Raw genomic sequence first — 23,820 nt, 5'->3', positions numbered from 1 at the left:
CCAGCGACAGATGAACCTGCCGTCGGCGATCAGCCCCCAGTTGAGTGAAGAGTTCCCTCGGAGTCATATGCGATTCAGGGATCTCCGGTCAGCAGTTGCCCGAGCCTGCTCTAGATGTGTTGGTCTTGCTCACGAGTCGTGGCCAACGCGATCGCTCGGTCGAATGTCTGGGTGAGTGTTGCGCGCCGCTGAGCTTTGAACTCGTCGTCGGGCCCGAGTTCGTCGATATACTCGTCCCACACCCGCAGATACCGTTCGCGCCACTCGCCGAGCACCGCCACCGAGGGGAAGCTCGCACCGACTCGCGCGGGTTCGGCAATCTGGATCAGAATCTCCAGCCAGGCGGGAACCATGTCCCCACCCCACTCATCCGGTTCCAATGCCGTGTCGTCCGAGGTGTCCTGGAATTGCTCGGCGATGTTGCCGATGATGTGGTCGGTCAGTTCCCCGAGCCCGTCCGCAGCGGTATCGCTGTCGAAGTTACCCGGACCCCATACACCCATAACAACCTCTCCGGCCGAACGCTTTTGGCGCGCCTAGTCTATCAACACGTGGTGTCACTGGCTTTCGCGGTGGCGTGGACAGGAGCGCCGGTCGAACGACGACAATGACTTCGAGGAGTCTGTGCTCGGCGCCGCACGCTTCGACGTGTCGTGGAACGACGAGGGCGTCACGGTGTGGCTGAGCACTTGCGCTGTTCCGGATGTCTACGACCAGTCCGGCAACCGACTCTAATGTGGTCACCAGCGTCCGAAGCCGGCATGAGTCTCAAGCGGTGACGCCACAGCCGACGACATGTCTGCTACTGCCGCATACCGCGCTGACGGAACCAGCCAACGCGGGGCGCCGGCGTCCGGAACCTGCTGCGGCGCAGAACGTCCGCTACTGCCGAATACCGAGTGGCGCATACCGGTGAGGCAGTATCTTGCGAAGCGCAACTGTTTCACATCAAGTATCGGGGAATACTCATGCGTCGTATCCTTGCCCTTGTCGTGCTCACCGCCGCGGTCCTCACCGCCGGAACGGGTTTGGCCGCAGCCGAACCGCTGTCGACCGGTTCGGCCTCGGGTTCGGCCTCGGGTTCGGCCGGGACTGTCGCCACTGTCCTCTGTGCGGTGGTCAAGATCTCGGCCTGCTCGATCTCGGTTCCTGAAAGCAACCTGTCGGTCTCGATGCCTGAGAACAACGTGTGGTGAATGAGTCCGCGCCAGCGGGAGGATCGCCGATTGCTAGGTCCGTCGTTGGTGGGGCGGGCACCGGATTGACCGGCTGACGTGACGCACTGAAATGCCGCATACCGCGCTGACCGAACCGGCCAGCGCACGGCATCGGAAGATCAACTGGCCGTCCCGATCCGAGGCCGGCCGAACGCACCATAATGCCGATGAGCAAGTCAGCGAGTAGAGGGAGAGTCCCGCAGTGACCTCAGTTCTCTGCGGTGACTTCTTCAGTGCAAGTCCAGATGCGATACATAGGGTCGGCTCCGTCGCCCCAGCTTTTTCCGGTCAGTCTCTCGATCATCTCGAAGACGAAATCCTCGCTGAGAGGTTCGGGCGCCGAAGCTTCCTCACGAAGCGGTTCCCCGCTCTCATCGACAACTTCGCCCTCCGCATAGACGACACGACGAAGTGGGGTTCCATCGACGTACCACGCGAAGCCATGGAGCGCGGAAACGCTATTGGTCACCCAAGCCAGAGCTCGTCCCTCAGGCGAAATATGAAGCACCACATCATCGTTGAAGCTCACCCGAAAATCGGGGTCCGCGATAAATGTCCACCCACCGGCTACGGCGATGCCATAGTCGCAGGGGCGGGCGTAAACGGCATCGATGTCCAGGGTCTCTCCTGTGTCGCGCGGTCGACCTGGAAGTCGAGCAGCATCCACCGGCCTCTCAACGATCAGCCCGTTCACCTTCCAGCCCATGCCGAACTCCCTCCCCGCCACGACGATCGATCAACAGTGGGCCGAACCCTAGTTGAAACCTCCGACATGGATGTTCCTGGCGCGAACTGGGGCGCACCGAAAAACGCACCCTTCTGCCGCTGCGCGCTACTTATTCAGATGGCAGGCAGTCTCGCCGGTCGCTTAGTGTTGCGCCGTGAAGAGCGACGAGCTAGACGAATCCCTCACCTTCGCGACCGCAGCGGCGATCGACGCCGCATGGGCTTCCTGGGGGCGTCTCGACACCGACGTGATCGCCCACCTGATCAACCCGTCTTTCCTGGGTGGCCCGGTTTGGCCAGCGCTGCGTCAGGCCCATACGATCACCCGTCTCGACAAAGCCCTGCTGGTTGCCAGCAGCGGTCTCGCCGACCCCACCGCATGGGATGACGCCGAACCGACCAATGGCTATGAGCTCGAGGTGTATGGCATCTCCGCGGACCTACCCGCCGACAGCGATACGATGACCGTCGCGACCTCATGGCTGGGCGATCTGGTGCGATCGGTGTCGAATCAGGTGGCGCACTTCGGGTTCAGGGTTTCCGGCATGCTCGACAGGTACGACCTGATCACGCTGGCCCTGCCCGACCTGGATTTCGCCGATGGCGCCGACACCTATCTGGACGACGAGATGGCCGTGGTGATGCTTGGGCTGACCGACACTGAACTACCCGCCACCGTCGCGGGTCCGCTCTCATCGATCCGCCTGGTCAACGTGAAGCTGTTGACCGCTGCCGAGGGCCGGTTCTGTGTGAACAACACCATCGGTGACGACAACGCTCGCCGTGAGCTTGCGCGCCGTTTTGCCGAACAGGGCCGCCCGCTATGGTCGAGCCTGAGCCGTCCTTCCGTCGTCTGACGAATAAGCGGGCTTCAGCGGGAGGGGAAAGTCAACAGACGCCCGGCAATGCCGAGTCCAGCGCTAGGTGCTGCGGATCCGGGCATGCCGTGGGTCATCCATGCGGGCGATGTGCGCACCGTCGGGTGAGGCGGTGAGGTGATCCATCGCGTACATGCTCGGGCATACGATGATGCTCGAGCGCCGACGGCGTGGCCCTATATCACTCAGCCGGAGCCGTGCTGTCGTGCAGTCCGCGTGTCTTCGCTTCTTATGGGAGGAGTTGGTCATGTGCCGCCTGTTCGGACTCTCGGCCGCGCCGCAGCGGGTGCGCGCCACCTTCTGGTTGCTGAAGGCGCCCGACAGCCTGTCCCGGCAAAGTCACCGCGAACCTGACGGCGTGGGCCTGGGTACCTTCACCGCGGCGGGCGCGCCGCTGGTGGAGAAGCAGCCGATCGCTGCCTACGAGGATCGGCTCTTCGCGCAGGAGGCCCGCGAATGCGAATCCGAAACCTTCGTCGCGCATGTCCGCTTCGCCTCCACGGGCGGGCTGAACGTGCGCAATACCCATCCGTTCGAGCAGCACGGACGCCTGTTCGCGCACAACGGGGTGCTGGAGGGGCTCGACGAGCTGGAGCACGAACTCGGCGACTATCGCCGACTCGTCCACGGCGGCACCGACTCCGAGCGCTTCTTCGCCCTGATCACGGCCCGGATCGACCATCATGCGGGCGATGTCACCGCGGGCATCACCGACGCGGTCGGCTGGATCGCCGACCGGCTGCCGCTGTACGCACTCAACCTGATTCTCACCACCGCGACCGAACTGTGGGCCCTGCGCTATCCCGACACCCACGACCTGTATGTCCTCGAGCGTGCCGCCGGTGGCGCACAGGGCGATCAGCGGCTCGACCACACGAGTCATAGGGGCATTCGCGCCAGCAGTGGCGTGCTGACCGACTATCCCGCTGTCGTCATCGCCACCGAACGCATGGACAATGACCCCGGATGGCGGCTCCTCGCCTCCGGTGAGCTGCTCCATGTCACCGGGCATCTGCACGTGCGGTCCAGCATTATTCGGGATTCCCCGCCCCGCCACCTGCTTTCGCTCGCAGACCTGGACGAGACCGCTGCCGCCTCCCAGACCGCACACTGACGATCGCCGCTGCGGCGTCGCCGCCGTGGAATTCGTCTACGGCAAAAGTGTGGTGACCGACCCGCCAGACGCGGCGTGTCTTTCGCAGTGACGCGGCCGGTAACTGGCAAAGCCTTTTGTACTCGTCCTCATCGAGGTCGATGTTGGTGATCGCGACCGTGGAAGGGGCGCTGTCATCCGGGCGGACCATTTGGCAGAACTTGTAGACGACCTGAGAGCCGACCTCGACTCGCCGCAATCGGAGCCGGGTTCCGACGATGTATCGGTCCTCGATGAACCGCGGGTCCGAGGCCTGGGTCGGCATCTCCGTAAGCAGGAAACGCCTCTCGCTTTCAATCTTGGCGTACTTGCCCAGACCAGGCCGGCGGAGCCGGTTCACCACGTCAGCGCTCACGCCCGAGAGATTAGCGTTGCTTCGTAAGGCCCTTGCCTAGATCGAGCCGATCGCCACCGGAAGGCGAACGCACGATAATGCCGCATACCGCGCTGACCGGTCCGGCTGACGCGGGAGTCGAAGATCCACCGGCCGAGCCGATCCGAGGTCGTCTGCGGCTGCCGATTTCCGGATATGTTCTGTCGTACTCGCCCGCCGGTGGCGCACCGCGTGGCTATGTCAGTGAGGATGCTCGATGCTCGTCGAAACGATTTCCATGTGGACGGACCGGCGCACCCTGGTGAACCTGCGCGATGTCTTGATGCGGTTCCAGCCGAACGATTGGCGGTGGCGAGTCGAAGAATTCGAGGGCGTCGGACGATTCCCCGCCGGCGTCACGTGGGCAGAGTTCGATGCCGATGTCGAGGCCGGGGCCGCCGTCTTCGATTGGGACGGAATCCAGCAGTTCGCCGACGGTTTGGACCAGATGATCAATGGCCGGATCGTCGCCACCGACGCCGACGGCACGATCATGGCGACGATCGAGGCGTTGGACAGCACCGAATACGAGATCGCCATCAATCCCGTGTAGGGCCTCAACGTGACTATCGCATCCGGAATCGAATACGACCGGACACCGATTTCGCTCCGTGGCAACGAATTGACCTGCCCGCCCTAGGTGTGCTGCGCCCGCTGCCCAGCCTCACGTCGAAGCATCCGAGGCCGCTCACGGTACGGCGAAACGATCACGAACGGGGACATGGAATGAGCGTCGTGACCAGCCGGAAACGCGTTGAAACACACCACGAATGGCTCGTCCCCAACCCAGCCGCGGTCGGGGACTTCCTCGAAGCCGTCGAGTTCGCGCGGATCCGGTATCGCGAGATCCACGGCAAAGACTCCACTTACGACGACTGGGCCACCGTCACCCACGAAGACGACGTGCTGATCGTCGGATTCAGCACCAGCGAACCAGCGGCATAAGCGCCCTGATCGACCTGACCGAACTTCAGGAGCAGCCGCAGAAAACGGATTGGCTCCTGCCAAGCCCTGACATAGATTTCCCGCATCAGGATCAGAAGGACAGTCACGCATGAACATCGAAGACATCGTGGTTCGCCGCACCCTGCGCATCCCGGCCCCCGAAGGCACGGAAGGCGACGGTGCCGTCGCCGTGCGGCAGTTCGACGCCGCGCTGATGTCGGTGGGCTTCAAACTCTCCGACGAACTCTTCACAACCCTCGGCCAGCTGTCCACGGGGGTCGTGATCGACACCGCCGTCCGCGTGCTGCCGATCGTGCGCCACATGGTCGGCGACCACGTCGAGCACAACGTGTACTTCCGGGAGTTCCCGAAGAACGTGCCCGACACCATCGAGTTCTGGACCGAATGCCTCCTCGAAGCACTCGCTGACCCGACCGCCGCGGTGCGAGTCGCCGCCGGCACGACAGTGTTCGGGTCGCTCGACCTGCTGTCGCTGCCCGCATACGGCCGGTATCGGCACAGCTACACCGACATGCTGGCCGCACACGATGAATTCATCGAAGGAGCCGGTGACCGGGTCACCGTGCTGCACGCCGGCCGCTCGCTCACCGTCGAGGCCAATCGCCTGTACCGGTCGATGGCGGCCGCGACCACACCCGGCAACGACACCGACCGTGAAGACCTCGCGGCTCTCGCGCTCGCGTGCGCTCGGGACGCGGTGCAGCCCAGCGACATCCCCGTGCGGGAGAACCGGGCCTTGATCAATGCCGCCCGGATCGCTGTCGCTGCCGCGCCGCTGCTGACCACGGTGACCGATGTGCTGCGGCTCGCGTGCGCACTGTCCGGTGGCGACGTCACCCTTACCGAACCCACACGTTTCCGGGGCATGCGCCGACCGGTGCGCCGCGCGCTGTTGGCTGGCCTGCACGAGGTGGTGTCCACCAACCCGGCCGCCGCCGGGGACGTCCACCAGTACCGGGAGCAGTGGAAGCGACTCGGCGAACGACTGCACCCGCACGAGTACCCGCAATACCCCAGCGCGGCAGACGTTTTCGCTGTCGCACGCCGCGAGAAGGACGTGCCTTCGCTGGCCTCGAAGGTGGAACGGCTCATCTACGCCGGCGAGCCGGACAGCGCCGCGGCCCTGCTGCAGCGGTCAGCGCCCGGGACGCTGCATCGGTCCGCTGACCGGCTTCTGCGCACAAGCCAGAGCGTGGACGACCAGCGCTCGATCTCCTACCGCATCGCCGAGTCCGCGACCCAGGTCTCCGGACGTGTATTGCTGTCGCTGCGTGAGCATCTGGACAACCCGCGAGGCGCCCGAAGGGTATTCGTCAACCAGTCGTCCCGCGGCCATGTGATTGATGACTACCGCGCGTCGATCGCACCCGACGTCCTGGACAGCCTCAAGTCGGCCCTGGAGGTGGAGATCCGCCGTCGACTGCCAGGCAACTGGGTGATCGACCCTGACATGCTGGACGTGGCGCTGCCGATCTCCGGCAAGACGGCAGCGGGCGGATTCGGCACGCTGCCGCGCGGTTCCCGAACACCGATCACCGCGGGGCTGCTGCGGTTCTTCGTGTATTGGCGGCAGACGCAGGAGCGCACCGACTTCGACCTGTCGGCGCTGATGTGCGACAAGGATTTCCGCAACGCGCGGCATATCTCGTACACCAATCTGCGTGACGGCGGTGGCTGCCATTCCGGCGATATCACCAGCGCGCCGGACGGGGCGTCGGAGTTCATCGACCTCGATCTGTCGAAGATGCAGTCCGACATCGTGATTCCGCAGGTGAACGTCTACAGCGGGGAGGGATTCGAGGAGGTCGCGGAATCGTTCTTCGGGTTCATGCAGCTCGACGCCGGCCAGATGGGCAAGCCTTTCGAGGCGCGCGCGGTTCGGATGAAGTCGGAGCTGCGAGGAGCCGGGCGTGTGGCGTTGCCGATGGTGTTCGTCCGCACTGGTACTGGCTGGGAGGCGGTGTGGACGCACCTGCACCTCACCGGTAGCGCGAGCTTCAACCAGGTGGAGAACAACCGGGCCGCAACCTCGACCCTCATCGGGGCGATCCTGGACCGCAAGTACCTCACGGTGCGGCACCTGGCGGCACTGACGGATGCAGTTATCGGCATGCCTGATCCTGATGGGCCGCCGGTCACCTATGTGGGATTGGAAGCGCCAGAAGGCATTCCGGCCGGATCGACTGTGATCAAGCCCACCTCGCTTCGTGACCTGATTCCGGCGTGACGTGATAGCGTGTTGGCGAGGCTATGAGGATGCTTCCTTCTAATCACCTTTTCTGAGACCAGCGTCCTCGCTCTCCTCACCACAGACTTCACAGAGGTCCGATCACCGCTTGGTGGTCGGGCCTTTTGGTTTCATGGTCGTGTTTCCATGCCCAGTCGTCGGCGCGGTCACCTCAATGTCGGACACACTCCCGACTCTCGGGCTGTGTGGGCGCCGGCGTGTGTGTCTGGCAGGTGAACCATCCACGCTTCCAAGCGAGTTGGGCGTTCTCAACGTACCGTGAAGTGTGCCCAGTAGCCCTGACTCCGCGCCCTACGATTGCCCGCGGTGTGGCCGGCGAACCCGGGTGAACACGCGCACAGGGCTCCTGTACTCGCATCCGCTCCCGGGCAGTGCCACAGTGTGTGTCGAGTCAGCCAAGTCTGTTGCTAACCCTCAGCCTGGCAAGCCGATACGAGGGTTTGAGCCTGAGCGGCCGGAGCCGAAATGGCCAGCTCCGAAGGTCCTGAACAGCGACGAAGGCGGCGAAAGCATCCGGGCTCTCCAGGGCGGAATTCCGGGCAGTCGACGCAGCCACTGACACGAAGAACGCCCACAGACCAACCGGTGCCGTTGGCTTGGATGACCTAGGGCTGACAGGCATTGACGGCCTACCGCACCCGGCTCGGGGTTGCGTAGCCGTTCGTATGCTGGCGGCGTGGGCGATATGGCGTATTTCCTTGCGGCGGCTGAGCAGAGGTTCCTACTCGATGGGGACGATGTGGTGGATTCCTTGATCCAGGAGGGGGTTCTCTTGCCGGTCGACTGGTCCGGCGAGGAACGGGCCGGACAGATAGCGCAGTTCGTGGCGGCTCGGGTGGCGGCCTTCGGGAAGGACCACGCGGTTGTCGCCGCAGTCGAGTCCGCTGCCAGGCAAGCGGCCGAGGCCGACCTCGAGCGTGGTGAACACGTGCCGGCGATCCTGCGCGCAGTGGATGAAGCCCTGGTGAGTGCGGGGTTGGCGCTCGGCGAACTACGGTCCGGCGACGACACCTATCGTGTCGGTGTTATGCGGCGCACGACTGCGTCGAGTCTGGCGTGGGGTCTGGATCGGCCTTCTCGCGAGTTGCTGTACATCATCGACTGTCCGTGCGGTGGCATGAACGTGTGGCAGCTCCCCGAGACGGAAGCGAAGCCTGGTGAGGGCGAGTGCGACTCGTGTGGTCGGGACTTGTTCGATCCTGCCGGTATCCCGATCGTGCCTATGGTCGTGGAGCCCGCCCGCTGAGGCGGCTCATGAGTCGGCCTCCCACGCCCTCTCGCATCTGGGGGCCGCCTGCATGTATTTGGCCGATCTGGTGAGACTGAAGGCGTCCGCGTCGGCAGACGTCGGGTGCTGCAGCAGGCGAGCTGTGGTGTTAGTTTCTTGGTCGTGAGCCTCGAGCCGGCCGGTGGAGTCGAGCAGCGCCTGTCCGATTCCCCCTATGTCGAGCGGGTCTATCGGGCTGGATCGGTTGCCGGGACGGTAGCGGCGCGGATGCGGTCGGTGGCGAATTCGAATTGGGAGCTTGTCGTCTGGCGCGACCGTGGGGAGCCACACGTTTCGGTCCGCGGCCCGGAGACCGGTCCCACGGTGCTGGAGCTGGGGCCGCATGCGGGCGAGACGCTCGGGATCATCTTCCGTCATGGCACGTTCCTGGCGCCGATGCCGGTGCCGACGTTGGTCGACACCGCGGTGTCCAGTCCGCACACCACGGCTCACTCGTTCGTGCTGCAGGGCGAGGAATGGGAGATTCCGGCCTACGACAATGCGGACGTTTTCGTGGACCGTCTGGTCCGCGCCGGACTGCTGGTGCGTGATCCGCTGGTCACCGATGTGCTGCGCGGGGACGGGACCACTCTGGTCACTCCGCGTTCGGTGCAGCGGCGAGTGGTTGCGGCGACCGGGCTGACGCAGGGCGCGATCCGACAGATCGAGCGGGCCAGACAGGCTGTGCTGCTGGTGCAGCAGGGTATGCCGTTGATCGAGGTCGCGCAGTCGACGGGATACCACGACCAGCCGCACCTAGCGCGTTCGCTGACCCGGTTCATCGGCCGCACAGCTTCTCAGCTGCGGCGCGGAGACAGCGACGAGATGTTGTCGCTTCTGTACAAGACCGATGTCGAGGTACGCCCCTAGGTTTGCGGTGTCGCCGGGAACACCCGGCACACCGACCATCCTTGGAGGCACGTCATGGCATTCACGCAGATCTACGTCAACCTGCCGGTCACCGACCTGGAAGCGAGCAAGAAGGTGTACACGGCGATGGGAGGCACGATCAACCCGGACTTCACCGGGGACACCTCCGCCCAGGTGGTCCTCGCCGACGCGATCGTCGTGCAGCTGATGACACGCGAGACGTTCGCGACTTTCACCAAACGAGACATCGCGGATGGTCCGATCGAGGTGATCAACGCACTGGCCGCCGGGTCGCGCGAAGAGGTGGACCGACTTGTCGACGCCGTGCTGGCCGCGGGTGCCACCGAGCCACGGGAGGCACAGGACATGGGGTGGCTGTACAACCGGGCCATCGACGATCCGGACGGCCACAGCTGGGAGCTGTTGGCCTACAACGCGGACGCTATGGGTGACGCCACCACGACCGGCCAGGACTGACATCGGCGCGCTAGCGCTCACTGGCAGATTCCGCACCACCACAGGGATATCCGACGCCCTCGGCCTCGCCTGTATGGCGCGCCCGCTTACGGACGCCGTTCGCGCTGTTCAGTCCCGCGCCGATGCCCAGACACGAAACAGCGCGAGCGCCTCGGTCAGATTGCGCGGACCACAGGCCAGGTGGAAGGTCTGCCCAGCGGTCCAGGCATGAACCCAATCGTGCTCGCTCCGGTCGATCTGCTGTCGAGGATATTCCTGGTCCGCCAGATCCGTTTTCTCGAGATCGATCTTGACCAGCCAGCCGGGATTGTCGAGCGTCTCGATCCGCAAACCCCATCCGTGTTCCCAGTCGCCGTCACACTGCGCGGCGTACCAGCTCTGCAGCCAGTCGAGGACATGTTCATGCTCGGACATGAACGCCGATGCTAATCACAACGAGTTCAAAGGCGCGGAACGATACCGCTGGGCAGGGGGCGACGGCATCGCACCGGTTCGACCGATTGCAGCAGACACCAGTCGAAGCGGGCACGGTAGGGACGTCTGCGCCCGGACTCGGGGTCGACCGCCTCGAAGTCGATTCGGTTCCCGATCGAGCCGAGGTCGGTGTCTTCATCGAATGGACCCAGGCCGGAGCCCAGAAACTCCTCTTTCGTACACGACCAGGGAATCAAATCCTCAATCGAAGCCAACTGCGGCGCAGGCACTCCCGGCTGACGGAGCATTCGATGGAAGAGATGACGAGGCCCGATCGCCCGGAACTCGAACTGCATGCCGGGCCAGAACGGCAAATCCCACCGCGCCGAGCGAATCTCCCGCTCGTCGTAACGTTCGATGTCTTCCGAATCCGGTGCACCCCAAGCGGTTACGTATTCGGCAATCGTCGTGAAGTTGTTCGTGGCGTCGCCAAACCACCACCGCGCCTGCGCGACCGCAGTGTCGGCGCTGGTCGCACCGATTCGATCGAGCAGTCCTGCGGCCTGCGTCGGGGCGCTCTTGCACATCGGGTGAAGCATCGACAATTGGAAGTCATGCAGTGTCGTCACGGGTGCGCCGGCCATCTTGCCCTCCCCGTCGGCGCGATCGGAATCGAAGGTACCAGCTCACGGAAACACGCTGTTCCGATCAGGCATGGGCCGTATGCCAGAACCATCCACGTCCTGGGGGACCGCGAACTCCAGGCCCCCACTTGAAATCAGCTCAGTCCCGGGGCAGGTTGAATTTGCTGCAATAGTCGGCCGGCGGCGTGGCCTCGTTCAGCAAACGCAGACATATGAGGGCCAGCAGAACGATACCCACGCAGGTTATCAGCGCCGGAACGGTCCCGCTGATTCGGTGGAGAGTCGCCGAGGTGCGCAGCAGGTGATTGGCGATGACCGCGAGCAGTCCTGTCACCAGACCCACGAACGACATGCTCAGCAGCCCAGCGACACCGAGAAACATGAGTGCGAAACCGGCTCCTCCATCGATGAGGTGAACGCAGTCGAGGGTTATGCCCGCCATCCGGTGGTAGGTCCACACCGCCAATATCGCGCCGATGACTGGAAATAGCAGAATCAGCCAAGGCGACCACCGAAGCGGCATCGCATGACCCTGGTCATCGGGGATATTCGTCGCAAGCATGCGATCATGCTGACACCCCACGACGGCCACCTCCATTGGTCGCACCGGATCCGCAGGAAATCTCCACGGGCTCTCCACAACTGCCTACCCACGTCCCCGGCTACCTCTGTAAAGGCTATCCACGCCCTATAGGACTACGAACTCCATTCTTCGTCGGGAATGCCTTCGAAGAGAAGGGCAAAGCCGTAGACAGCTACCACTAATGCGGCCGCGCTGGCACCGAGCTCCGATAGCACCCCGTGTCCGCACGGATCGACGACATGGCAGCCACAACGATTACGCGCCAACAGCCAGTACAGTGCCGAGATGGTTGTCACCGTGGAAGCAGTGATTCAGGTCGACGACGAGATCGTGGAGGCGTTCGACCGGCTGATGCCTCAGCTGTCGCGAACGGCCGAGCGGTTGGATCGAGATCGTTGGCGCGATTGGTCTCTGCGGAGTCGACCGTTGTCCTGGTCGCACGAAGTGGCGGAAAGATCGTCGGGACATCGAGTTTGGTGATGTGCCCGATTCCGTCTGGCCTTCGGGCGCGAGTTGAAGATGTGGTGGTCGATGATTCGGCTCGTGGCCAGGGCGTCGGCGCGGCGCTGATCGAGGAAGCCAAGACCCGAGCCACGGCCGCTGGCGCGCGAACGCTGGATTTGACCTCGCGGGCATCCAGGACCGCGGCCAATCGCCTCTACGAGCGCCTCGGATTCCAGGTGCGTGAGTCCCGTGTCTATCGCTTCGCGCCAACCGACTGACGCTCGCCCGATCGGCCATGCTGGGACGAGGTGATGTTGCCGTGGGCCCAGGCAACTCGTGAAGGCCTACCGGCACAGGCAATTCACGCTTCGCACCGACTGCCCGCGAATTGCGCCTCGCGCGGTCTTCGCACGCCCAAGGCGAATAGCATCGCGCCATGCGACCGCAATGGCTCATCGATCTCCACGAGGAATTCCCCGGTTCCGCTGTCGTCGCGGCCGCGCTGGGCGACGCACTGATCGTCGAACCGCGTGACGCGATGATGGGGCGCTGGCCTGTCGTCGAAGCAGGTCGCACGACTGTCGGGTACGGGACGATGCCGACCATGAGGAGTCTGCGCCGCGTGCCGCAGCTCGGCGAAGCGGTATTCGATGACTATGCGACGCTGCGTTGTTCGTCCTACTACCGCCATGTGTACGACCTCCTCGGGCGCGCCGCCTTCTTCGTGCCGTTCACGGCGGTTCCCGACCTACCGCTCCGGCGCATGTTCGACAGTGACCAGGTCTTCATCCGCAGCGACACGAACTACAAGCTGTTTCCTGCAGGCGTTCATGCGATCGAGGAGCTGGACGACTGGCTCCAGACCTATGACCAGTACCGGGACGAGCTCGTCGTCGTATCCGAGGTGGTGACCTTCGAGCAGGAGTACCGCTGCTTCTGTCGCAATGGCCGTTTCGTCTGCGGCAGCTCCTATCCGGTCGAGCCGTACCTCCCCGTCCCCGAGGAGGTGCGCGATTTCGCAGAGACGGCCGCGGCGCGGCTACTCGCTCTCGGTTCCACCATGGTTACCGTCGATGTCGGCGTCGGCCCCGACGGCGAGCTCCGCCTCGTCGAGCTCGGCGGCGTGAACAGCTGGGGTATCTACGGCTCGAACGTCGACGACTTCATCGCCGCGATGGAAGCCGAGGCCCTCGCTCGCGCGGAGGAGTGACTAGGACGCGCACTCCGATGAGTTTCGGATGGTGCCGCCGTCAGTACCGGTGGATATCCCGACAGCACCTGGAGGCACCAGCATGCGGAAGTTGATTCTCGGCTTCGACGGCGCGCACGGCCTCCGCCTGGCATGCGCTGTACTGGCCGGTAGGTAGGGTGGCGAAATGCGTTTCAAACCAGGGGGATTCGAAGGACGGACCATCCCGGCAGCCGTCCTGACACCACGCAGGCTCCGCACGGTCATGAACCTCGCCCCGTCCCTCCTGTTCCTCGGAGTGCGAGTAGACCGATTCGCCGACGACTGGACGTCCACCGACGTGAGCCTGAAGGTGCGCCGCTGGAACTCCAACCACAATGGCGCCGCACCGGGCTGGTCCCTGTTCGCGATGACCGACCCGTTCTTCGGCATGATGGCCAACGGCCAACTCGGCCAGGGCTATCGAATCTGGAACACCACCGCCGACATCGAGTTCATCGCCCCCGGCCGTGGCACCGTCCGAACCACCATGCTGATGCCCCGCGAACTGATGGACGACATCCGCCGCACCACCGCCGACGGCTCGAAATCCATCACCGAGCACGAGACCCGGATCGTCGATTCGAACGGCGCCCTGGTCGCTCGCGCACACCAGACCCTCTACGTCCGGAAGCAGCCGGAGACTTCAGAAGCCCGCCCCTGATCCTTCGAGGACAACGGGATGCACTCACTCTGAGCCGGGTTCGCTGCTGGCCCGTCTGTGCGGCGACCAGGTGACGGCAACTCGGTGTCGGAGGGGTCCGATAGGTTCCAGTCGTGACCGATCGTGAAACTTACGCCCCGCTGGTGTTCTTCGAGTACGACCACAAGCCTGGGCACTTCTGCCTGATGCTGTCCGACAATCACATGCTCTCCACCGAGGAAGTGTTCGCCGAGCTCGGTTACGACGGTGGCGGTTACGGCTGGGCCGGGGTCGCGCGGTCGGCGGTGGCGATGCGAGCGCCCGAGCTGGCGGACCGGATCGACTACGACCCCGAGGCGGGAATGTTCGTCGCCTACGGGGAAGACGCCGAGGCGCTCCGGCAACTCGGGGCGCTGTTGCAGGAGGCGCATCGGGACTCGACGATCCTGTCCGGGTTCATCGCGGGCGGCGACCCCGACTGGTTCGACTGACCGGTGACGGCGGGCCGTCCGTACGATCGCTGGTGTGACCGACGACAGAGCAGTCAGCACGGTGGACCTTGGCATCGCGATTCAGAACCTGCACGACGATCTCGCGGCCTGGTTGGGTAGCGAGGCGGATCCCGAGGTGTTCGAACGCTTCGCCGGCGCACAGGATCCGGGGTTCACCATGGTGAGTACCGACGGGTCGGTGGTTGCGCGTGAGGCGCTGCTCGCCGGGCTGCGCACGGCGCGGAATGCGGTGTCCGGTCTGCGGATCGAGATCGATGAGGTAGTCGAGTTGAACCGGGTGGGCGGGATAGTCGTGGTCCGCTTCCTCGAGATCCACCACAGCCCGCACGGTAGCGCCGCTCGCCGGGTGACCGCGGTCCTGACCGCCGAACCGGACGGCTACCGGTGGCATTCCGTGCACGAGACCGCGATCGGCTGACGCATGGACGTGAACTCGCTGTTCTTCGGCCTGGCGGTGACCGATTTCGCGGCAGCCGAGGACTGGTACACCCGCCTGTTCGGTCGCGCCGCCGATGTCCTGGTGACGCCGGGGACCGAGGCGATGTGGCAGCTGGCCGACACCGTGTTCGTCTACATCGTGGTCGACCCCGAGCACGCCGGCCGCGCGCTGGTGAACATCGCCGTTCCCGACCTGGAGACCGCCGTCGCCGGAATCGGCTCACGCGGTGTCGATCCCGGACCGTTCATCCTCGTCGGGCTGGACGGCGCTGCCGGTCGCAAAGCCCCGTTCGTCGATCCGGACGGCAACTCGATCTTCGTCATCGAGATCGCGGGAGCATGACGGGCGGGATCCGCACGAGTGGACCTCTACAACGACGAGTAGTGCCGAATGGCGTCCGCGATGAGCGCGGCTCCGAAGAGCGCGAAGAGGATTCGAATCGACATGGGTCCGAATCGGGTCAGGGCGCGGACGAAACCGCGGTAGAACCGCTGTACGCGGGCTGATCGGCGGGTGGCGGCGAACAGCACCAGCAGCGGTGGCAAGAGGGCGATGAGGCAGTAGGCGGCCACGATCAGGGGCCACAGGGTGGGGCGTGGTTCTCGGATCGTGAGCATCGCCAATGCCGCCAGGTAGGGGACCGCGGTCGGCGCTTGCGCGAGACCGATCGCGGCTCCGATCAAGCCCAGGAGTAGCGGTCGTCGTCTGGCCTCGATGGCCCAGGGCGGGATTTCGTTGGTCGCGTGACTGGGTAGTCGAACCGCGCCGAGGATCAGCAGCAGTACCCCGATGGCGAGCTCGGCCCAATAGCGAATGGTCGGCGTGATGTCGAAGTGGATGAGATCTGTCAGGAAGCCGAGCCCCAAGACGGTGCAGATCCCGAATGCTGTTGTGACGGCGAAGAGTCCCGCGATGAAGCTCAAGGCCCCGGGAACCGGTGAGCGGCGACCCAGCCGGCTGTCGACGACCACCGCGGCGGTGATCCCGATGTTCAGGACGTGCAGGGAATCGAGGAAGGCGAATCCCGCGAGCGCCAGTAGGAAGATCAGCATGTCCCAACCGACCATACAGACCGGCCACCCCACCCGGATCGCCCCGATGAGCTCACCTGCGGCGTCCAATCGAAGTAGAACGTGTTCTATATTCGGGGGTAACCGTTCCGCGAGCCCTCGGGAGTTCACTACATGTACCAGTGGTCCGACGAAGACCTGATGTTCCGCGACGCGCTGCGTGGGTTTATCGACAAGGAGATCAAGCCCAACGTCGAGCAGCTGGAGAGCGGGGCGCTGCCGCCTTTCGACATCATCCGGAAGCTGTACGCCACCTTCGGGCTGGACGAGCTGGCGAAGGAAGGTCTGGAGAAGGCGTTCGCGAAGGAGGAAGGGACCAGCGCGGGCGGCTCGGGGAAGTCGGGCGGCGGGTTCAGCGGGTCGGGCAGCATGGGGGTGATCCTCAACAGCGAGCTGGCGGGCATCAGCCTGGGTCTGGTGGCCTCGATGGGCGTGAGCCTGGGGCTGACCGTGGGCACCATCCGCAGCCGCGGCACGCTCGCGCAGAAGAAGCGGTGGCTGCCGGAGCTGGTCACTTTCGAGAAGGTCGGCGCATGGGCGATCACCGAGCCGGACTCCGGGTCGGACGCGTTCGGCGGCATGAAGTCGTACGTGCGGCGTGACGGCGAGGACTACATCCTCAACGGTCAGAAGACCTTCATCACCAATGGCCCGTACGCCGACGTCACCGTCGTCTACGCCAAGCTGGACGAGGGCGACGGCGTCGACAAGCGGGACCGCAAGGTGCTGACCTTCGTGCTCGACAAGGGCATGGAGGGCTTCACGCAGAGCAAGCCGTTCAAGAAGATGGGCATGAACTCCTCGCCGACCGGTGAGATGTTCTTCAACAATGTCCGCATCACCCCGGACCGGCTGCTCGGCGAGACCGAGACCCCGGCCAAGGGCGACGGCAAGGACAGCGCCAAGGAGTCGTTCGCGGCCGAGCGGATCGGCATCGCGTCGCTGGCGCTGGGCATCATCAACGAATGCCACCGGCTCAGCATCGATTACGCGAAGTCGCGCAAGCTGTGGGGCAAGGAGATCGCGCAGTTCCAGCTCATCCAGCTCAAGCTGGCCGAGATGGAGATCGCGCGAATCAATGTGCAGAACATGGTGTTCAACGCCATCGAGCGCACCGCGGCGGGGGAGAAGGTGTCCCTGGCCGAGGCGTCGGCGATGAAGCTGTACTCCTCGCGCGCGGCCACCGAGGTCGCCATGGAGGCGGTGCAGCTGTTCGGCGGCAACGGCTACATGGCCGAGTACAAGGTCGAGCAGCTCGCCCGTGACGCCAAGTCGCTGATGATCTACGCCGGCTCCAACGAGATCCAGGTGACCCACATCGCCAAGGGCCTGCTCGGCGGCTAGTCCGTCCCCGGTCGGCACGCCCGCGGGCTCACCCCATCAAGGTCTCGATGAGGTTGGCGCTGCCCGCGGGCGTGCACAGCGACACCGCACGGGTGCGGGTCCACCAGCGCCGACCCGAGATCCAGTCGCGCGCTGATCAATTCGAAGAACCCGGCCGGCGACGGCGCGATCCACCTGCACGGCCGGACCCCTGCCGGGCCGGGTGAGCGCGAGCGAGATGGATGCGCGGAAAGCGACTCGTCACCAGTAGTGAAGCACTATCGTTTCTCATCGCTCACGAAGTTGTGGGCGAATAGTGAGGAGCACACTTTCATGAAGAATTCCCACCGTGCCGGCATCGGCGCGACGGCCATCGGCGCAGCGGCCGCCGTCGCCGCGCTGACCGCCCCCAACGCCAGCGCGTTGGTCAACTCGATCACCGTCAGCGACGCCAAGGTCTGCCTCAACAAGGCCACCACCGTGACCGTCGCCGTCACCCCGACCTCGTTCCTGTTCGATGTCTCCCTGAGCGACAACGACACCTCGGTCGGCAATGCCAAGGTCTCCAACAGCCAGGCCGTCTTCTCCTGGACCCCGACCACCGTCGGCTCGCACACCCTCAAGGCGATCCAGGAAGTCATCAGCACCAAGACGATCACCGTGGACGTCGTGGACTGCACCCCGGTCCCCGTCCCGGGCACCGGCTCGTCCGCGAGCAACCCGCTCGCCGGCCTGCTCAGCAGCCTCTCGGCCAAGTAGCGCCGCGAACCCGGGGGTGCGGGCGCGCGGCCGCGCCCCCGGGTCCGCATCGGCCGCGCACAGTCAATTAATTGATCAGTTAGCCTGACCTGATGGCGCTACGAAACGCGGTGCTGGCCGCCCTGCTGGACGGTGAGGCCTCCGGCTACGACCTGGCCAAGGGTTTCGACGCCCCCGTGGCGAACTTCTGGGTCGCCACCCCGCAGCAGCTGTACAAGGAACTCGAGCGGATGGCGGCCGACGGGCTCATCGAGACCCGCGTCGTCGAACAGGAACGCCGCCCCACCAAACGCTTGCACGCCATCACCCCCGCCGGGCGGGCCGCGTTGCGCGAATTCATCTCCGAGCCCGCCAAACCCACCGCCATCCGCGACGAGATGATGGTGAAGGTCCAGGCCATGGAACCCGGGGACGCCACCGCCGTGCGGGCCGCCGTCGCCGCCAAACAGGAATGGTCGCGGGCGCGCCTGGCCCGCTACGAACGGCTGCGCACCCGGATGCTGGACGGGCGCAGCGAACAGGCCTACCTGGCCGAAGTCGACCGGGTCGGGCCGTATCTGACGCTGTTGCGCGGAATCTCCCTGGAGCAGGAGAACATTCGGTGGGCCGAGTTCGCGCTGTCGGTCATCGAACGGCGGATCGCGGCCCACACCTAGGGGTTCAGCGCGAGCGCAGGTCCTCGATCGCGAGCCGCAGCCGATCGTCCGCGCCGTCATCGGCGGGCGCGGACAGCACGACGCCCTGGACCAGGCCGTCATACCGCTCGCGCAGCAGGTCCGGCAGCGCGGCGTAGTCGCCGCAGATGAGCAGGGCGTCGAGTACGTCATCCGTCATCACCGTGTGCAGCCGGTCCCACTGGTTCGCCTGCGTCATTTCCCGCAGCTGGTCGAACAATTCGGGCAGGCCCAGGCGAACCAGCGTCGACTTGTAGGACGGCGTCGAATAGAGGAAGGCCAGCAGGCGGCGCATCCGCTCCCGTTCCTTGCCCACCGACTCCGCGTTCGCACCCGTCGCGACCGGCGCGGCGGCGATGATCCCGGGCGTCGGCCGGGACGCTTCGGCAGCGCCCTTCTCCAATGCGGGCCGCACCACGTCGCGTAGATAGTCCGGATCGGAGTTGGTCGAATGGGTGATCACGCCGTCCGCGAGTCGCCCTGCCAGCGCGCACATTCCGGGATTGACCGCGCCCAGCAGCACCGGCGGGGCGACCGCCGTGCCCGGCCCGGGATTGAAATACGGCTGCATCCGGGTGAGCCGGTAGTGCTCGCCCTCATATCCGACCGGCCCGCCGGAGGTGAAGGCCGCGAACAACTCCCGCACCGCCTCCAGGTATTCGCCCATCCGGGCAACGGGTTCGGACCACGGCATCCCGTAGCGGCCCTCGATGTTCTGTTTGATCTGGGTGCCAAGGCCCAGTTCGAAGCGGCCGCCGGAGAAGGCCGCCAGATCCCACGCGCCGTAGGCCACCACCGTGGGGGAGCGGACGAAGGCGAGGGTGATCGCGGTGCGCAGGGTGATGCGGCTGGTGTGTTCGGCGGCCAGCAGCGCCACCGCGAAGGAGTCGTGGATCGTCTCCGGAATATGGATGCCGTCGAAGCCGAGGGCCTCCATCCGGCGCGCCACCGCGGGCACCTGCGACAGGGGCAGGCGCGGATCCAGGGCTGCGAAAACTCTCATCGGCCGTCTTCCTCGGGTGTCGCGGGTTGTCGACGCCGACGGTAGCGAACCGGAGGGTCCGGGTTACATTTGCGCGGTCCGCATTCCTCTGCGAAAGGGTCACCCATGTCGATCGCCGCTGACAAGGTCGTCTCCATCGAATACACCTTGACGGCCGACGACGGCGAGGTGCTGGACACCTCCGTCGGCGACGAGCCGCTCATCTACCTGCACGGCGCGGACAACATCGTGCCGGGCCTGGAGCAGGCGCTCGAGGGCAAGAGCACCGGGGACGAGCTGACCGTCGTGGTCGAGCCCGAGGACGGCTACGGCGACTACCTGGCCGAACTGGTCAGCAGCGTGCCGCGGGACATGTTCGAGGGCGTCGACGAGCTCGAGCCGGGCATGGAGTTCCATGCCGAGGCCCCGGACGGCGAATCCCAGATCGTGGTCGTCCAGCAGATCGACGGCGACGAGGTCATCATCGACGCCAACCACCCGCTGGCCGGTCAGCGGCTCAACTTCGCGGTCAAGGTGGTCGACGTGCGCGACGCCACCGCCGACGAGCTCGCCCACGGTCACCCGCACGGCGACGACGACCACCACCACTGATCCTCCGCCGGGTCGGTTCGCCACGAACCGACCCGGTGAATCCTCTGAATTCCGGTGCGGCCGACAGGGTTCGTCTTTCGGTCAATCGGCTGATGTCGCCCCCGGATCCCGCGGTCTGTGACTACGTTTTCGACAGCAACGAGTGGTCCTGTGCGCGCGGCTGGAGGAATCTTGGAGGCCGGTGACATCACCTTCGGCTTCGAGATCATCGAGGGCGACGACACCGCCCGCGACCTGACCCACCTGTGGGCGGTCGGCTCCCTGCTCGGGCGGCCCCGCCGGGTCGCGGCAGGGCCGTTCGACGCGGTCCGCGTCCGATTACGCCAGCGGGCCCCGCGCAACTACACGGATCTGCACGACCTGGTCGGCACCCGCGCCATCGAGTTCGGGGCGTCGGACGACTCCATCACCTTCCGCGCCGCCGATATGGACGTACCGCTCACCACCGCGGACCCGGTACTGCACGCCATCCTCGAGAAGGTCGCCGCCACCGTCCCCCCCGCCGCCACCGCTGGCCAGCGCCTGGGTCGATCAGGTCTCCGAGGCGCTCGCCGAAGCCCTCGTCGCGGGCGACGCCTCGCTCGCCACCGTCGCACGACGACTCCTGGTGAGCCGCCGCACCTTACAGCGCCGGCTGACCGAGGCGGGCACCACCTGGCGGCAGGAACTCGACCGCGCACGACTGGAACGACTGCGCCGCGCCGACACCGCCGGGCAGCGACTGGGCCGGGCCAGACAGGCCGAGATCCTGGGATATTCGGGCCCACAGGCGATTCGGCGGGCCGCCCGCCGATGGGAGTCCATCGCCGAACGCCGCGTCTCGGACGGACCCGTGCTGGCCGGACGCTCCTGACGCGCACCGCGATCAGCGCCACCCGTAGCCGTCGTCGAAGCGCGTGCGGGTCGGTGGCGGGGCGCTCAGCCGTCGTCGCGGACCGCGTAGAGGCCCGCGAAGCGTGGATTCGCTTGCGGCATGGGCATATCCAGCAGCAGCGGGTCCAGGACCAGCACCGTGCGGGGCGCCTCGAACAGGAGGTCGCGGACGCCGAGTACCACCGCGATGCCCTCGTAGACCGGGTCGGCGGCCACCGTGGTCTCGGCCCGCTTGATGAGCTGCCGCATCTGCACCGCGTCGCGCTGCATGCTGACCAGGGCGCCGATGTCGTGCTCGAGGGCGAATCGCCGGATTTCGACGGGCAGCATGGAATCGTCACGCACCAGCGCGATCTCGTCGCCGCGCGTTTCGATGGTGTGGCGGGCCAGCGAGCAGGACCGCTCGGCGAACCGGATGGCCACCTCGAACGCCTGTCGGACCGTGGGCTGGCTCATGACCGCGCGCTCGACCGCGCCGATCTGCGGGGGATGGCAGGTGAGTCCCGCCATCAGACCGACGCCCGCCTCGTCGCCGATGCCGTGCACGATATTGCGCATGACGGCCACGTGCTGGGTGAAGGTGATCTCGATGCCGGGGTGGGCGAGCTGCACGTCGCGGATGCCGGTGTGCCGCAGGATCGATGCGATCGACAGGCCGCGGCCCAGCGCGAAATCCACCAGTAGTGCGGTACTGGAGATCGGGCGCATTCGATACCGACGCTGGGCCGGCCTGTGATTGATCACCGGTGTTGCCTCTGGTCCTCGGGATTGCCGCCGCCGCCCGGCTGACGCACGTGGCGTGGCGGAACGGTTGGAGGTCTCCGGGTACACCCGCGGCGCGGCCGGTGCGCCCGGATCCCGCTTCCAGCTTCGTGAATCGCGGGCAACACGGCCAGCCCCGATTGCGCCAAGGCTCCGCTGATTGCGCCATCCTGTGCCGACGGGCCCGGCACGAATGTCCGAAGTTGGCACCCGCGGGCCGGAAATCGATCTTCATCGGGGCTGGTGCCGGGAGTGATGCGGGTGCGGCTGTGGGGGAGCGATGCGGTGCACCGGGGTGTCCCCGTGACACGCGGAGTTGTCCCAATACCAACGTCTCGTGACCGAAAGCGCACTGGCGAAACGACTCCGGCAATCTTACAGTTATTTCGCCGCACAGTGATCGATGAACGCCCGCCGGACAGCAAAGGCGACCGTGGGTAGGTATCGAAACCTGTTGCGGCACCTATACGTTCATCTCTAACGGCGGTCGACCCACTCCCCGTGGACGGCCGCATGTTTTTGCCCCCGGCCCTGGCCCGGATCCCCTTGCCCGCCAATCGCCGCTACGCGGCCGTCCGCACCCGCCTGCGCCACGCCGTCTCCGACATGATCGACCGCAACCGCACCGAAGGCGGCGCGATCGGCGGTGACCTCCTCACCGCCCTCCTCGAATCCGCCCCGGCCACACCCGATTCCCGCACCGAGCTGGTCGACGAGCTGATCCTCATGCTCATGGCGGGCACCGAATCCACCGCCACCACCGTCGCCTGGACCCTGCACGAACTCTCCCGCGACCCGGACCGGTGGCTCGCCGACAACCAGCACCCCGCCGTGCGAAAAGCCTTGATCCCCTTCGGTGGCGGCACCCGCAAATGTGCCGGCGACACCTTCGCCCTCACCGAATCAGCCCTGGTCCTCGCCTCGATCATGAGCCGTTGGACAGTCGAACCGGTGCGGCGCAACACGGTCCGACTGGCCGCTTACGGAGCCCTGCAACCGCAGGGTCTGTACCTGCGGACCGTCGCGCGCTGATCGGCGCGCCCGGACTCACTTGGGCGCGATGGCCTGTGCGGGGAAGTCGCGGTCGGGAGTGACGCTGTGCCCGTCGGATCCGAGGGTGAGCGTCACCACGGACGGGCCGCCCGACGGGCAGCAGTTCGCATCGTTCCCCGTCAGCCAGCGGTACTGCACCTGCACTGTGCGATCGGAGGATCCGACCACGCTCGTGTAGGAGGTGGACCGTTTGGTCGCCGTGCCCAGGTAGCCGTCGTGGTTGAACAGCATCACATGCCAGGGCGAACTGGCGGTGCCGTGCGGAGTCCCGGCCCGGACCCACAGCAGTGCCGGGCAGGAGCCGACGGCCGCGTCGGTGCCGCTCTCGGCATAGAACCCGTCCCCGCCCACGCCGCCGCCGAGCGTGCCGAGCGCCTGCGTGACCACCGGTGACGTCAGGCTGACGCACCGGCCATTGGCCGCGGTGGCGGGCGCGGTGTCCGCCGGCGGACGCGAATTCCCCTGGGACTGAGTCGGATTCCCCTGCGACTGCGGCGGATTCTCCGGCGACTGAGCGGGCACCGTGGCCGGCGCGGATCCCGCCGCGCTGACGGTGGTGGCGGGCGCCTGCGACCCACCGCTGGGTATCGTCACCTGGTCCTGGCAGCCGGCCGCCGCCAGGCTCACGGC

At 65.8% G+C, this 23,820-nt stretch carries 30 protein-coding genes; 21 read left to right on the top strand and 9 right to left on the bottom strand.

The window, feature by feature from the left end; translation table 11 throughout:
- Positions 1 to 110 precede the first annotated feature (110 nt).
- Complete coding sequence (locus ACFV4K_RS18115; RefSeq protein ID WP_379276145.1) at positions 111 to 503, bottom strand: DUF4259 domain-containing protein; 393 nt, start codon at positions 501 to 503, stop codon at positions 111 to 113.
- A 465-nt stretch (positions 504 to 968) separates the two neighbouring features.
- Here ACFV4K_RS18115 and ACFV4K_RS18110 point away from each other — a divergent pair, with 465 nt between their 5' ends.
- Complete coding sequence (locus ACFV4K_RS18110) at positions 969 to 1,196, top strand: hypothetical protein (protein WP_379276143.1); 228 nt, start codon at positions 969 to 971, stop codon at positions 1,194 to 1,196.
- 229 nt (positions 1,197 to 1,425) lie between these two features.
- On the opposite strand, the gene ACFV4K_RS18105 is transcribed toward ACFV4K_RS18110, so the two are convergent.
- Positions 1,426 to 1,923 carry a hypothetical protein gene (locus tag ACFV4K_RS18105; RefSeq protein ID WP_379276142.1) on the bottom strand — a complete coding sequence of 166 codons (498 nt, stop codon included), beginning with the start codon at positions 1,921 to 1,923 and terminating at the stop codon, positions 1,426 to 1,428.
- Between the two features lie 175 nt (positions 1,924 to 2,098).
- Between ACFV4K_RS18105 and ACFV4K_RS18100 the strand changes: the two genes are divergently transcribed.
- The 8 genes from ACFV4K_RS18100 to ACFV4K_RS18065 all read left to right on the top strand — a co-directional run bounded on the left by ACFV4K_RS18100 (position 2,099) and on the right by ACFV4K_RS18065 (position 10,175).
- Positions 2,099 to 2,800: a hypothetical protein gene (locus ACFV4K_RS18100; protein WP_379276140.1), complete on the top strand. Its 702-nt coding sequence runs from the start codon at positions 2,099 to 2,101 to the stop codon at positions 2,798 to 2,800.
- A gap of 268 nt (positions 2,801 to 3,068) precedes the next feature.
- Positions 3,069 to 3,935 (top strand): class II glutamine amidotransferase, encoded by an 867-nt coding sequence (locus ACFV4K_RS18095; RefSeq protein WP_379276138.1) that lies wholly within the window; start codon positions 3,069 to 3,071, stop codon positions 3,933 to 3,935.
- A gap of 629 nt (positions 3,936 to 4,564) precedes the next feature.
- Positions 4,565 to 4,900 (top strand): hypothetical protein, encoded by a 336-nt coding sequence (locus ACFV4K_RS18090; RefSeq protein WP_379276136.1) that lies wholly within the window; start codon positions 4,565 to 4,567, stop codon positions 4,898 to 4,900.
- A 182-nt stretch (positions 4,901 to 5,082) separates the two neighbouring features.
- Positions 5,083 to 5,292, top strand: a complete 210-nt coding sequence (locus tag ACFV4K_RS18085) for a hypothetical protein (protein ID WP_379276135.1) — start codon at positions 5,083 to 5,085, stop codon at positions 5,290 to 5,292.
- Positions 5,293 to 5,401: 109 nt separating this feature from the next.
- Positions 5,402 to 7,540, top strand: a complete 2,139-nt coding sequence (locus ACFV4K_RS18080) for a TerD family protein (protein ID WP_379276133.1) — start codon at positions 5,402 to 5,404, stop codon at positions 7,538 to 7,540.
- Positions 7,541 to 8,237: 697 nt separating this feature from the next.
- Entirely contained in the window at positions 8,238 to 8,807 is a 570-nt protein-coding gene (locus ACFV4K_RS18075) for a hypothetical protein (protein WP_379276132.1), read from the top strand.
- 105 nt (positions 8,808 to 8,912) lie between these two features.
- Complete coding sequence (locus tag ACFV4K_RS18070; RefSeq protein ID WP_379276130.1) at positions 8,913 to 9,698, top strand: helix-turn-helix domain-containing protein; 786 nt, start codon at positions 8,913 to 8,915, stop codon at positions 9,696 to 9,698.
- 54 nt (positions 9,699 to 9,752) lie between these two features.
- The gene (locus ACFV4K_RS18065) at positions 9,753 to 10,175 is read left to right on the top strand and encodes a VOC family protein (protein ID WP_379276128.1); all 423 of its coding nucleotides are present in this window, start codon (positions 9,753 to 9,755) and stop codon (positions 10,173 to 10,175) included.
- Between the two features lie 108 nt (positions 10,176 to 10,283).
- Here the strand turns inward: ACFV4K_RS18065 and ACFV4K_RS18060 are convergent, their stop codons facing one another.
- The 3 genes from ACFV4K_RS18060 to ACFV4K_RS18050 all read right to left on the bottom strand — a co-directional run bounded on the left by ACFV4K_RS18060 (position 10,284) and on the right by ACFV4K_RS18050 (position 11,795).
- On the bottom strand, positions 10,284 to 10,589 hold the full coding sequence (locus tag ACFV4K_RS18060) for an immunity 53 family protein (protein WP_379276126.1): 306 nt from the start codon (positions 10,587 to 10,589) through the stop codon (positions 10,284 to 10,286).
- Positions 10,590 to 10,615: 26 nt separating this feature from the next.
- Positions 10,616 to 11,233, bottom strand: coding sequence for a hypothetical protein (locus ACFV4K_RS18055; protein WP_379276124.1), 618 nt, complete (start codon positions 11,231 to 11,233; stop codon positions 10,616 to 10,618).
- A 139-nt stretch (positions 11,234 to 11,372) separates the two neighbouring features.
- The gene (locus ACFV4K_RS18050) at positions 11,373 to 11,795 is read right to left on the bottom strand and encodes a hypothetical protein (protein WP_379276123.1); all 423 of its coding nucleotides are present in this window, start codon (positions 11,793 to 11,795) and stop codon (positions 11,373 to 11,375) included.
- A gap of 260 nt (positions 11,796 to 12,055) precedes the next feature.
- On the opposite strand from ACFV4K_RS18050, the gene ACFV4K_RS18045 reads away from it, so the two are divergent.
- The 6 genes from ACFV4K_RS18045 to ACFV4K_RS18020 all read left to right on the top strand — a co-directional run bounded on the left by ACFV4K_RS18045 (position 12,056) and on the right by ACFV4K_RS18020 (position 15,424).
- Complete coding sequence (locus tag ACFV4K_RS18045) at positions 12,056 to 12,538, top strand: GNAT family N-acetyltransferase (RefSeq protein ID WP_379276163.1); 483 nt, start codon at positions 12,056 to 12,058, stop codon at positions 12,536 to 12,538.
- Positions 12,539 to 12,696: 158 nt separating this feature from the next.
- Positions 12,697 to 13,470: an ATP-grasp domain-containing protein gene (locus ACFV4K_RS18040; protein ID WP_379276121.1), complete on the top strand. Its 774-nt coding sequence runs from the start codon at positions 12,697 to 12,699 to the stop codon at positions 13,468 to 13,470.
- 166 nt (positions 13,471 to 13,636) lie between these two features.
- Entirely contained in the window at positions 13,637 to 14,152 is a 516-nt protein-coding gene (locus ACFV4K_RS18035; RefSeq protein ID WP_379276119.1) for a DUF4442 domain-containing protein, read from the top strand.
- A 113-nt stretch (positions 14,153 to 14,265) separates the two neighbouring features.
- The gene (locus tag ACFV4K_RS18030) at positions 14,266 to 14,622 is read left to right on the top strand and encodes an immunity 51 family protein (RefSeq protein ID WP_379276117.1); all 357 of its coding nucleotides are present in this window, start codon (positions 14,266 to 14,268) and stop codon (positions 14,620 to 14,622) included.
- Between the two features lie 34 nt (positions 14,623 to 14,656).
- Positions 14,657 to 15,061 carry a hypothetical protein gene (locus ACFV4K_RS18025; RefSeq protein WP_379276115.1) on the top strand — a complete coding sequence of 135 codons (405 nt, stop codon included), beginning with the start codon at positions 14,657 to 14,659 and terminating at the stop codon, positions 15,059 to 15,061.
- Between the two features lie 3 nt (positions 15,062 to 15,064).
- Positions 15,065 to 15,424 carry a VOC family protein gene (locus tag ACFV4K_RS18020; protein WP_379276113.1) on the top strand — a complete coding sequence of 120 codons (360 nt, stop codon included), beginning with the start codon at positions 15,065 to 15,067 and terminating at the stop codon, positions 15,422 to 15,424.
- A gap of 26 nt (positions 15,425 to 15,450) precedes the next feature.
- On the opposite strand, the gene ACFV4K_RS18015 is transcribed toward ACFV4K_RS18020, so the two are convergent.
- Positions 15,451 to 16,134 (bottom strand): GAP family protein, encoded by a 684-nt coding sequence (locus tag ACFV4K_RS18015; RefSeq protein ID WP_379276111.1) that lies wholly within the window; start codon positions 16,132 to 16,134, stop codon positions 15,451 to 15,453.
- 132 nt (positions 16,135 to 16,266) lie between these two features.
- Between ACFV4K_RS18015 and ACFV4K_RS18010 the strand changes: the two genes are divergently transcribed.
- The 3 genes from ACFV4K_RS18010 (at position 16,267) to ACFV4K_RS18000 (ending at position 18,890) form a co-directional block, all read left to right on the top strand.
- Positions 16,267 to 17,496 carry an acyl-CoA dehydrogenase family protein gene (locus ACFV4K_RS18010; protein ID WP_357097199.1) on the top strand — a complete coding sequence of 410 codons (1,230 nt, stop codon included), beginning with the start codon at positions 16,267 to 16,269 and terminating at the stop codon, positions 17,494 to 17,496.
- A 312-nt stretch (positions 17,497 to 17,808) separates the two neighbouring features.
- Entirely contained in the window at positions 17,809 to 18,234 is a 426-nt protein-coding gene (locus tag ACFV4K_RS18005; protein ID WP_379276109.1) for a hypothetical protein, read from the top strand.
- A gap of 92 nt (positions 18,235 to 18,326) precedes the next feature.
- Positions 18,327 to 18,890 (top strand): PadR family transcriptional regulator, encoded by a 564-nt coding sequence (locus ACFV4K_RS18000; protein WP_379276107.1) that lies wholly within the window; start codon positions 18,327 to 18,329, stop codon positions 18,888 to 18,890.
- A 4-nt stretch (positions 18,891 to 18,894) separates the two neighbouring features.
- Here ACFV4K_RS18000 and ACFV4K_RS17995 read toward each other — a convergent pair whose 3' ends face one another.
- Positions 18,895 to 19,911, bottom strand: coding sequence for a TIGR03617 family F420-dependent LLM class oxidoreductase (locus tag ACFV4K_RS17995; RefSeq protein WP_379276105.1), 1,017 nt, complete (start codon positions 19,909 to 19,911; stop codon positions 18,895 to 18,897).
- 105 nt (positions 19,912 to 20,016) lie between these two features.
- Between ACFV4K_RS17995 and ACFV4K_RS17990 the strand changes: the two genes are divergently transcribed.
- Positions 20,017 to 20,502, top strand: a complete 486-nt coding sequence (locus ACFV4K_RS17990) for a peptidylprolyl isomerase (RefSeq protein WP_379276103.1) — start codon at positions 20,017 to 20,019, stop codon at positions 20,500 to 20,502.
- A 607-nt stretch (positions 20,503 to 21,109) separates the two neighbouring features.
- Entirely contained in the window at positions 21,110 to 21,355 is a 246-nt protein-coding gene (locus tag ACFV4K_RS17985; RefSeq protein WP_379276101.1) for a hypothetical protein, read from the top strand.
- A 65-nt stretch (positions 21,356 to 21,420) separates the two neighbouring features.
- Here the strand turns inward: ACFV4K_RS17985 and ACFV4K_RS17980 are convergent, their stop codons facing one another.
- Positions 21,421 to 22,083, bottom strand: a complete 663-nt coding sequence (locus ACFV4K_RS17980) for an AraC family transcriptional regulator ligand-binding domain-containing protein (protein ID WP_379276099.1) — start codon at positions 22,081 to 22,083, stop codon at positions 21,421 to 21,423.
- Positions 22,084 to 22,650: 567 nt separating this feature from the next.
- Between ACFV4K_RS17980 and ACFV4K_RS17975 the strand changes: the two genes are divergently transcribed.
- Positions 22,651 to 23,169 (top strand): cytochrome P450, encoded by a 519-nt coding sequence (locus ACFV4K_RS17975; RefSeq protein WP_379276097.1) that lies wholly within the window; start codon positions 22,651 to 22,653, stop codon positions 23,167 to 23,169.
- 15 nt (positions 23,170 to 23,184) lie between these two features.
- Here ACFV4K_RS17975 and ACFV4K_RS17970 read toward each other — a convergent pair.
- On the bottom strand, positions 23,185 to 23,820 hold a 636-nt coding region (locus ACFV4K_RS17970; RefSeq protein ID WP_379276095.1), incomplete at its 5' end, for an LppP/LprE family lipoprotein.

The organism is Nocardia sp. NPDC059764 (genome assembly GCF_042732555.1).
GTDB lineage: Bacteria > Actinomycetota > Actinomycetes > Mycobacteriales > Mycobacteriaceae > Nocardia.
Note: the sequence above shows the minus strand (reverse complement) of the source record. Positions and strands in the feature narration are given on the sequence as shown.

Bases quoted from the DNA above. Each gene is read 5' to 3' on its own strand.
- ACFV4K_RS18115 (WP_379276145.1), bottom strand. From the start codon at position 503: ATGGGTGTATGGGGTCCGGGTAACTTCGACAGCGATACCGCTGCGGAC.
- ACFV4K_RS18110 (WP_379276143.1), top strand. From the start codon at position 969: ATGCGTCGTATCCTTGCCCTTGTCGTGCTCACCGCCGCGGTCCTCACC.
- ACFV4K_RS18105 (WP_379276142.1), bottom strand. From the start codon at position 1,923: ATGGGCTGGAAGGTGAACGGGCTGATCGTTGAGAGGCCGGTGGATGCT.
- ACFV4K_RS18095 (WP_379276138.1), top strand. From the start codon at position 3,069: ATGTGCCGCCTGTTCGGACTCTCGGCCGCGCCGCAGCGGGTGCGCGCC.
- ACFV4K_RS18090 (WP_379276136.1), top strand. From the start codon at position 4,565: ATGCTCGTCGAAACGATTTCCATGTGGACGGACCGGCGCACCCTGGTG.
- ACFV4K_RS18080 (WP_379276133.1), top strand. From the start codon at position 5,402: ATGAACATCGAAGACATCGTGGTTCGCCGCACCCTGCGCATCCCGGCC.
- ACFV4K_RS18065 (WP_379276128.1), top strand. From the start codon at position 9,753: ATGGCATTCACGCAGATCTACGTCAACCTGCCGGTCACCGACCTGGAA.
- ACFV4K_RS18060 (WP_379276126.1), bottom strand. From the start codon at position 10,589: ATGTCCGAGCATGAACATGTCCTCGACTGGCTGCAGAGCTGGTACGCC.
- ACFV4K_RS18055 (WP_379276124.1), bottom strand. From the start codon at position 11,233: ATGGCCGGCGCACCCGTGACGACACTGCATGACTTCCAATTGTCGATG.
- ACFV4K_RS18050 (WP_379276123.1), bottom strand. From the start codon at position 11,795: ATGCTTGCGACGAATATCCCCGATGACCAGGGTCATGCGATGCCGCTT.
- ACFV4K_RS18045 (WP_379276163.1), top strand. From the start codon at position 12,056: ATGGCAGCCACAACGATTACGCGCCAACAGCCAGTACAGTGCCGAGAT.
- ACFV4K_RS18040 (WP_379276121.1), top strand. From the start codon at position 12,697: ATGCGACCGCAATGGCTCATCGATCTCCACGAGGAATTCCCCGGTTCC.
- ACFV4K_RS18035 (WP_379276119.1), top strand. From the start codon at position 13,637: ATGCGTTTCAAACCAGGGGGATTCGAAGGACGGACCATCCCGGCAGCC.
- ACFV4K_RS18020 (WP_379276113.1), top strand. From the start codon at position 15,065: ATGGACGTGAACTCGCTGTTCTTCGGCCTGGCGGTGACCGATTTCGCG.
- ACFV4K_RS18015 (WP_379276111.1), bottom strand. From the start codon at position 16,134: ATGCTGATCTTCCTACTGGCGCTCGCGGGATTCGCCTTCCTCGATTCC.
- ACFV4K_RS18010 (WP_357097199.1), top strand. From the start codon at position 16,267: ATGTACCAGTGGTCCGACGAAGACCTGATGTTCCGCGACGCGCTGCGT.
- ACFV4K_RS18005 (WP_379276109.1), top strand. From the start codon at position 17,809: ATGAAGAATTCCCACCGTGCCGGCATCGGCGCGACGGCCATCGGCGCA.
- ACFV4K_RS18000 (WP_379276107.1), top strand. From the start codon at position 18,327: ATGGCGCTACGAAACGCGGTGCTGGCCGCCCTGCTGGACGGTGAGGCC.
- ACFV4K_RS17995 (WP_379276105.1), bottom strand. From the start codon at position 19,911: ATGAGAGTTTTCGCAGCCCTGGATCCGCGCCTGCCCCTGTCGCAGGTG.
- ACFV4K_RS17990 (WP_379276103.1), top strand. From the start codon at position 20,017: ATGTCGATCGCCGCTGACAAGGTCGTCTCCATCGAATACACCTTGACG.
- ACFV4K_RS17980 (WP_379276099.1), bottom strand. From the start codon at position 22,083: ATGCGCCCGATCTCCAGTACCGCACTACTGGTGGATTTCGCGCTGGGC.
- ACFV4K_RS17975 (WP_379276097.1), top strand. From the start codon at position 22,651: ATGTTTTTGCCCCCGGCCCTGGCCCGGATCCCCTTGCCCGCCAATCGC.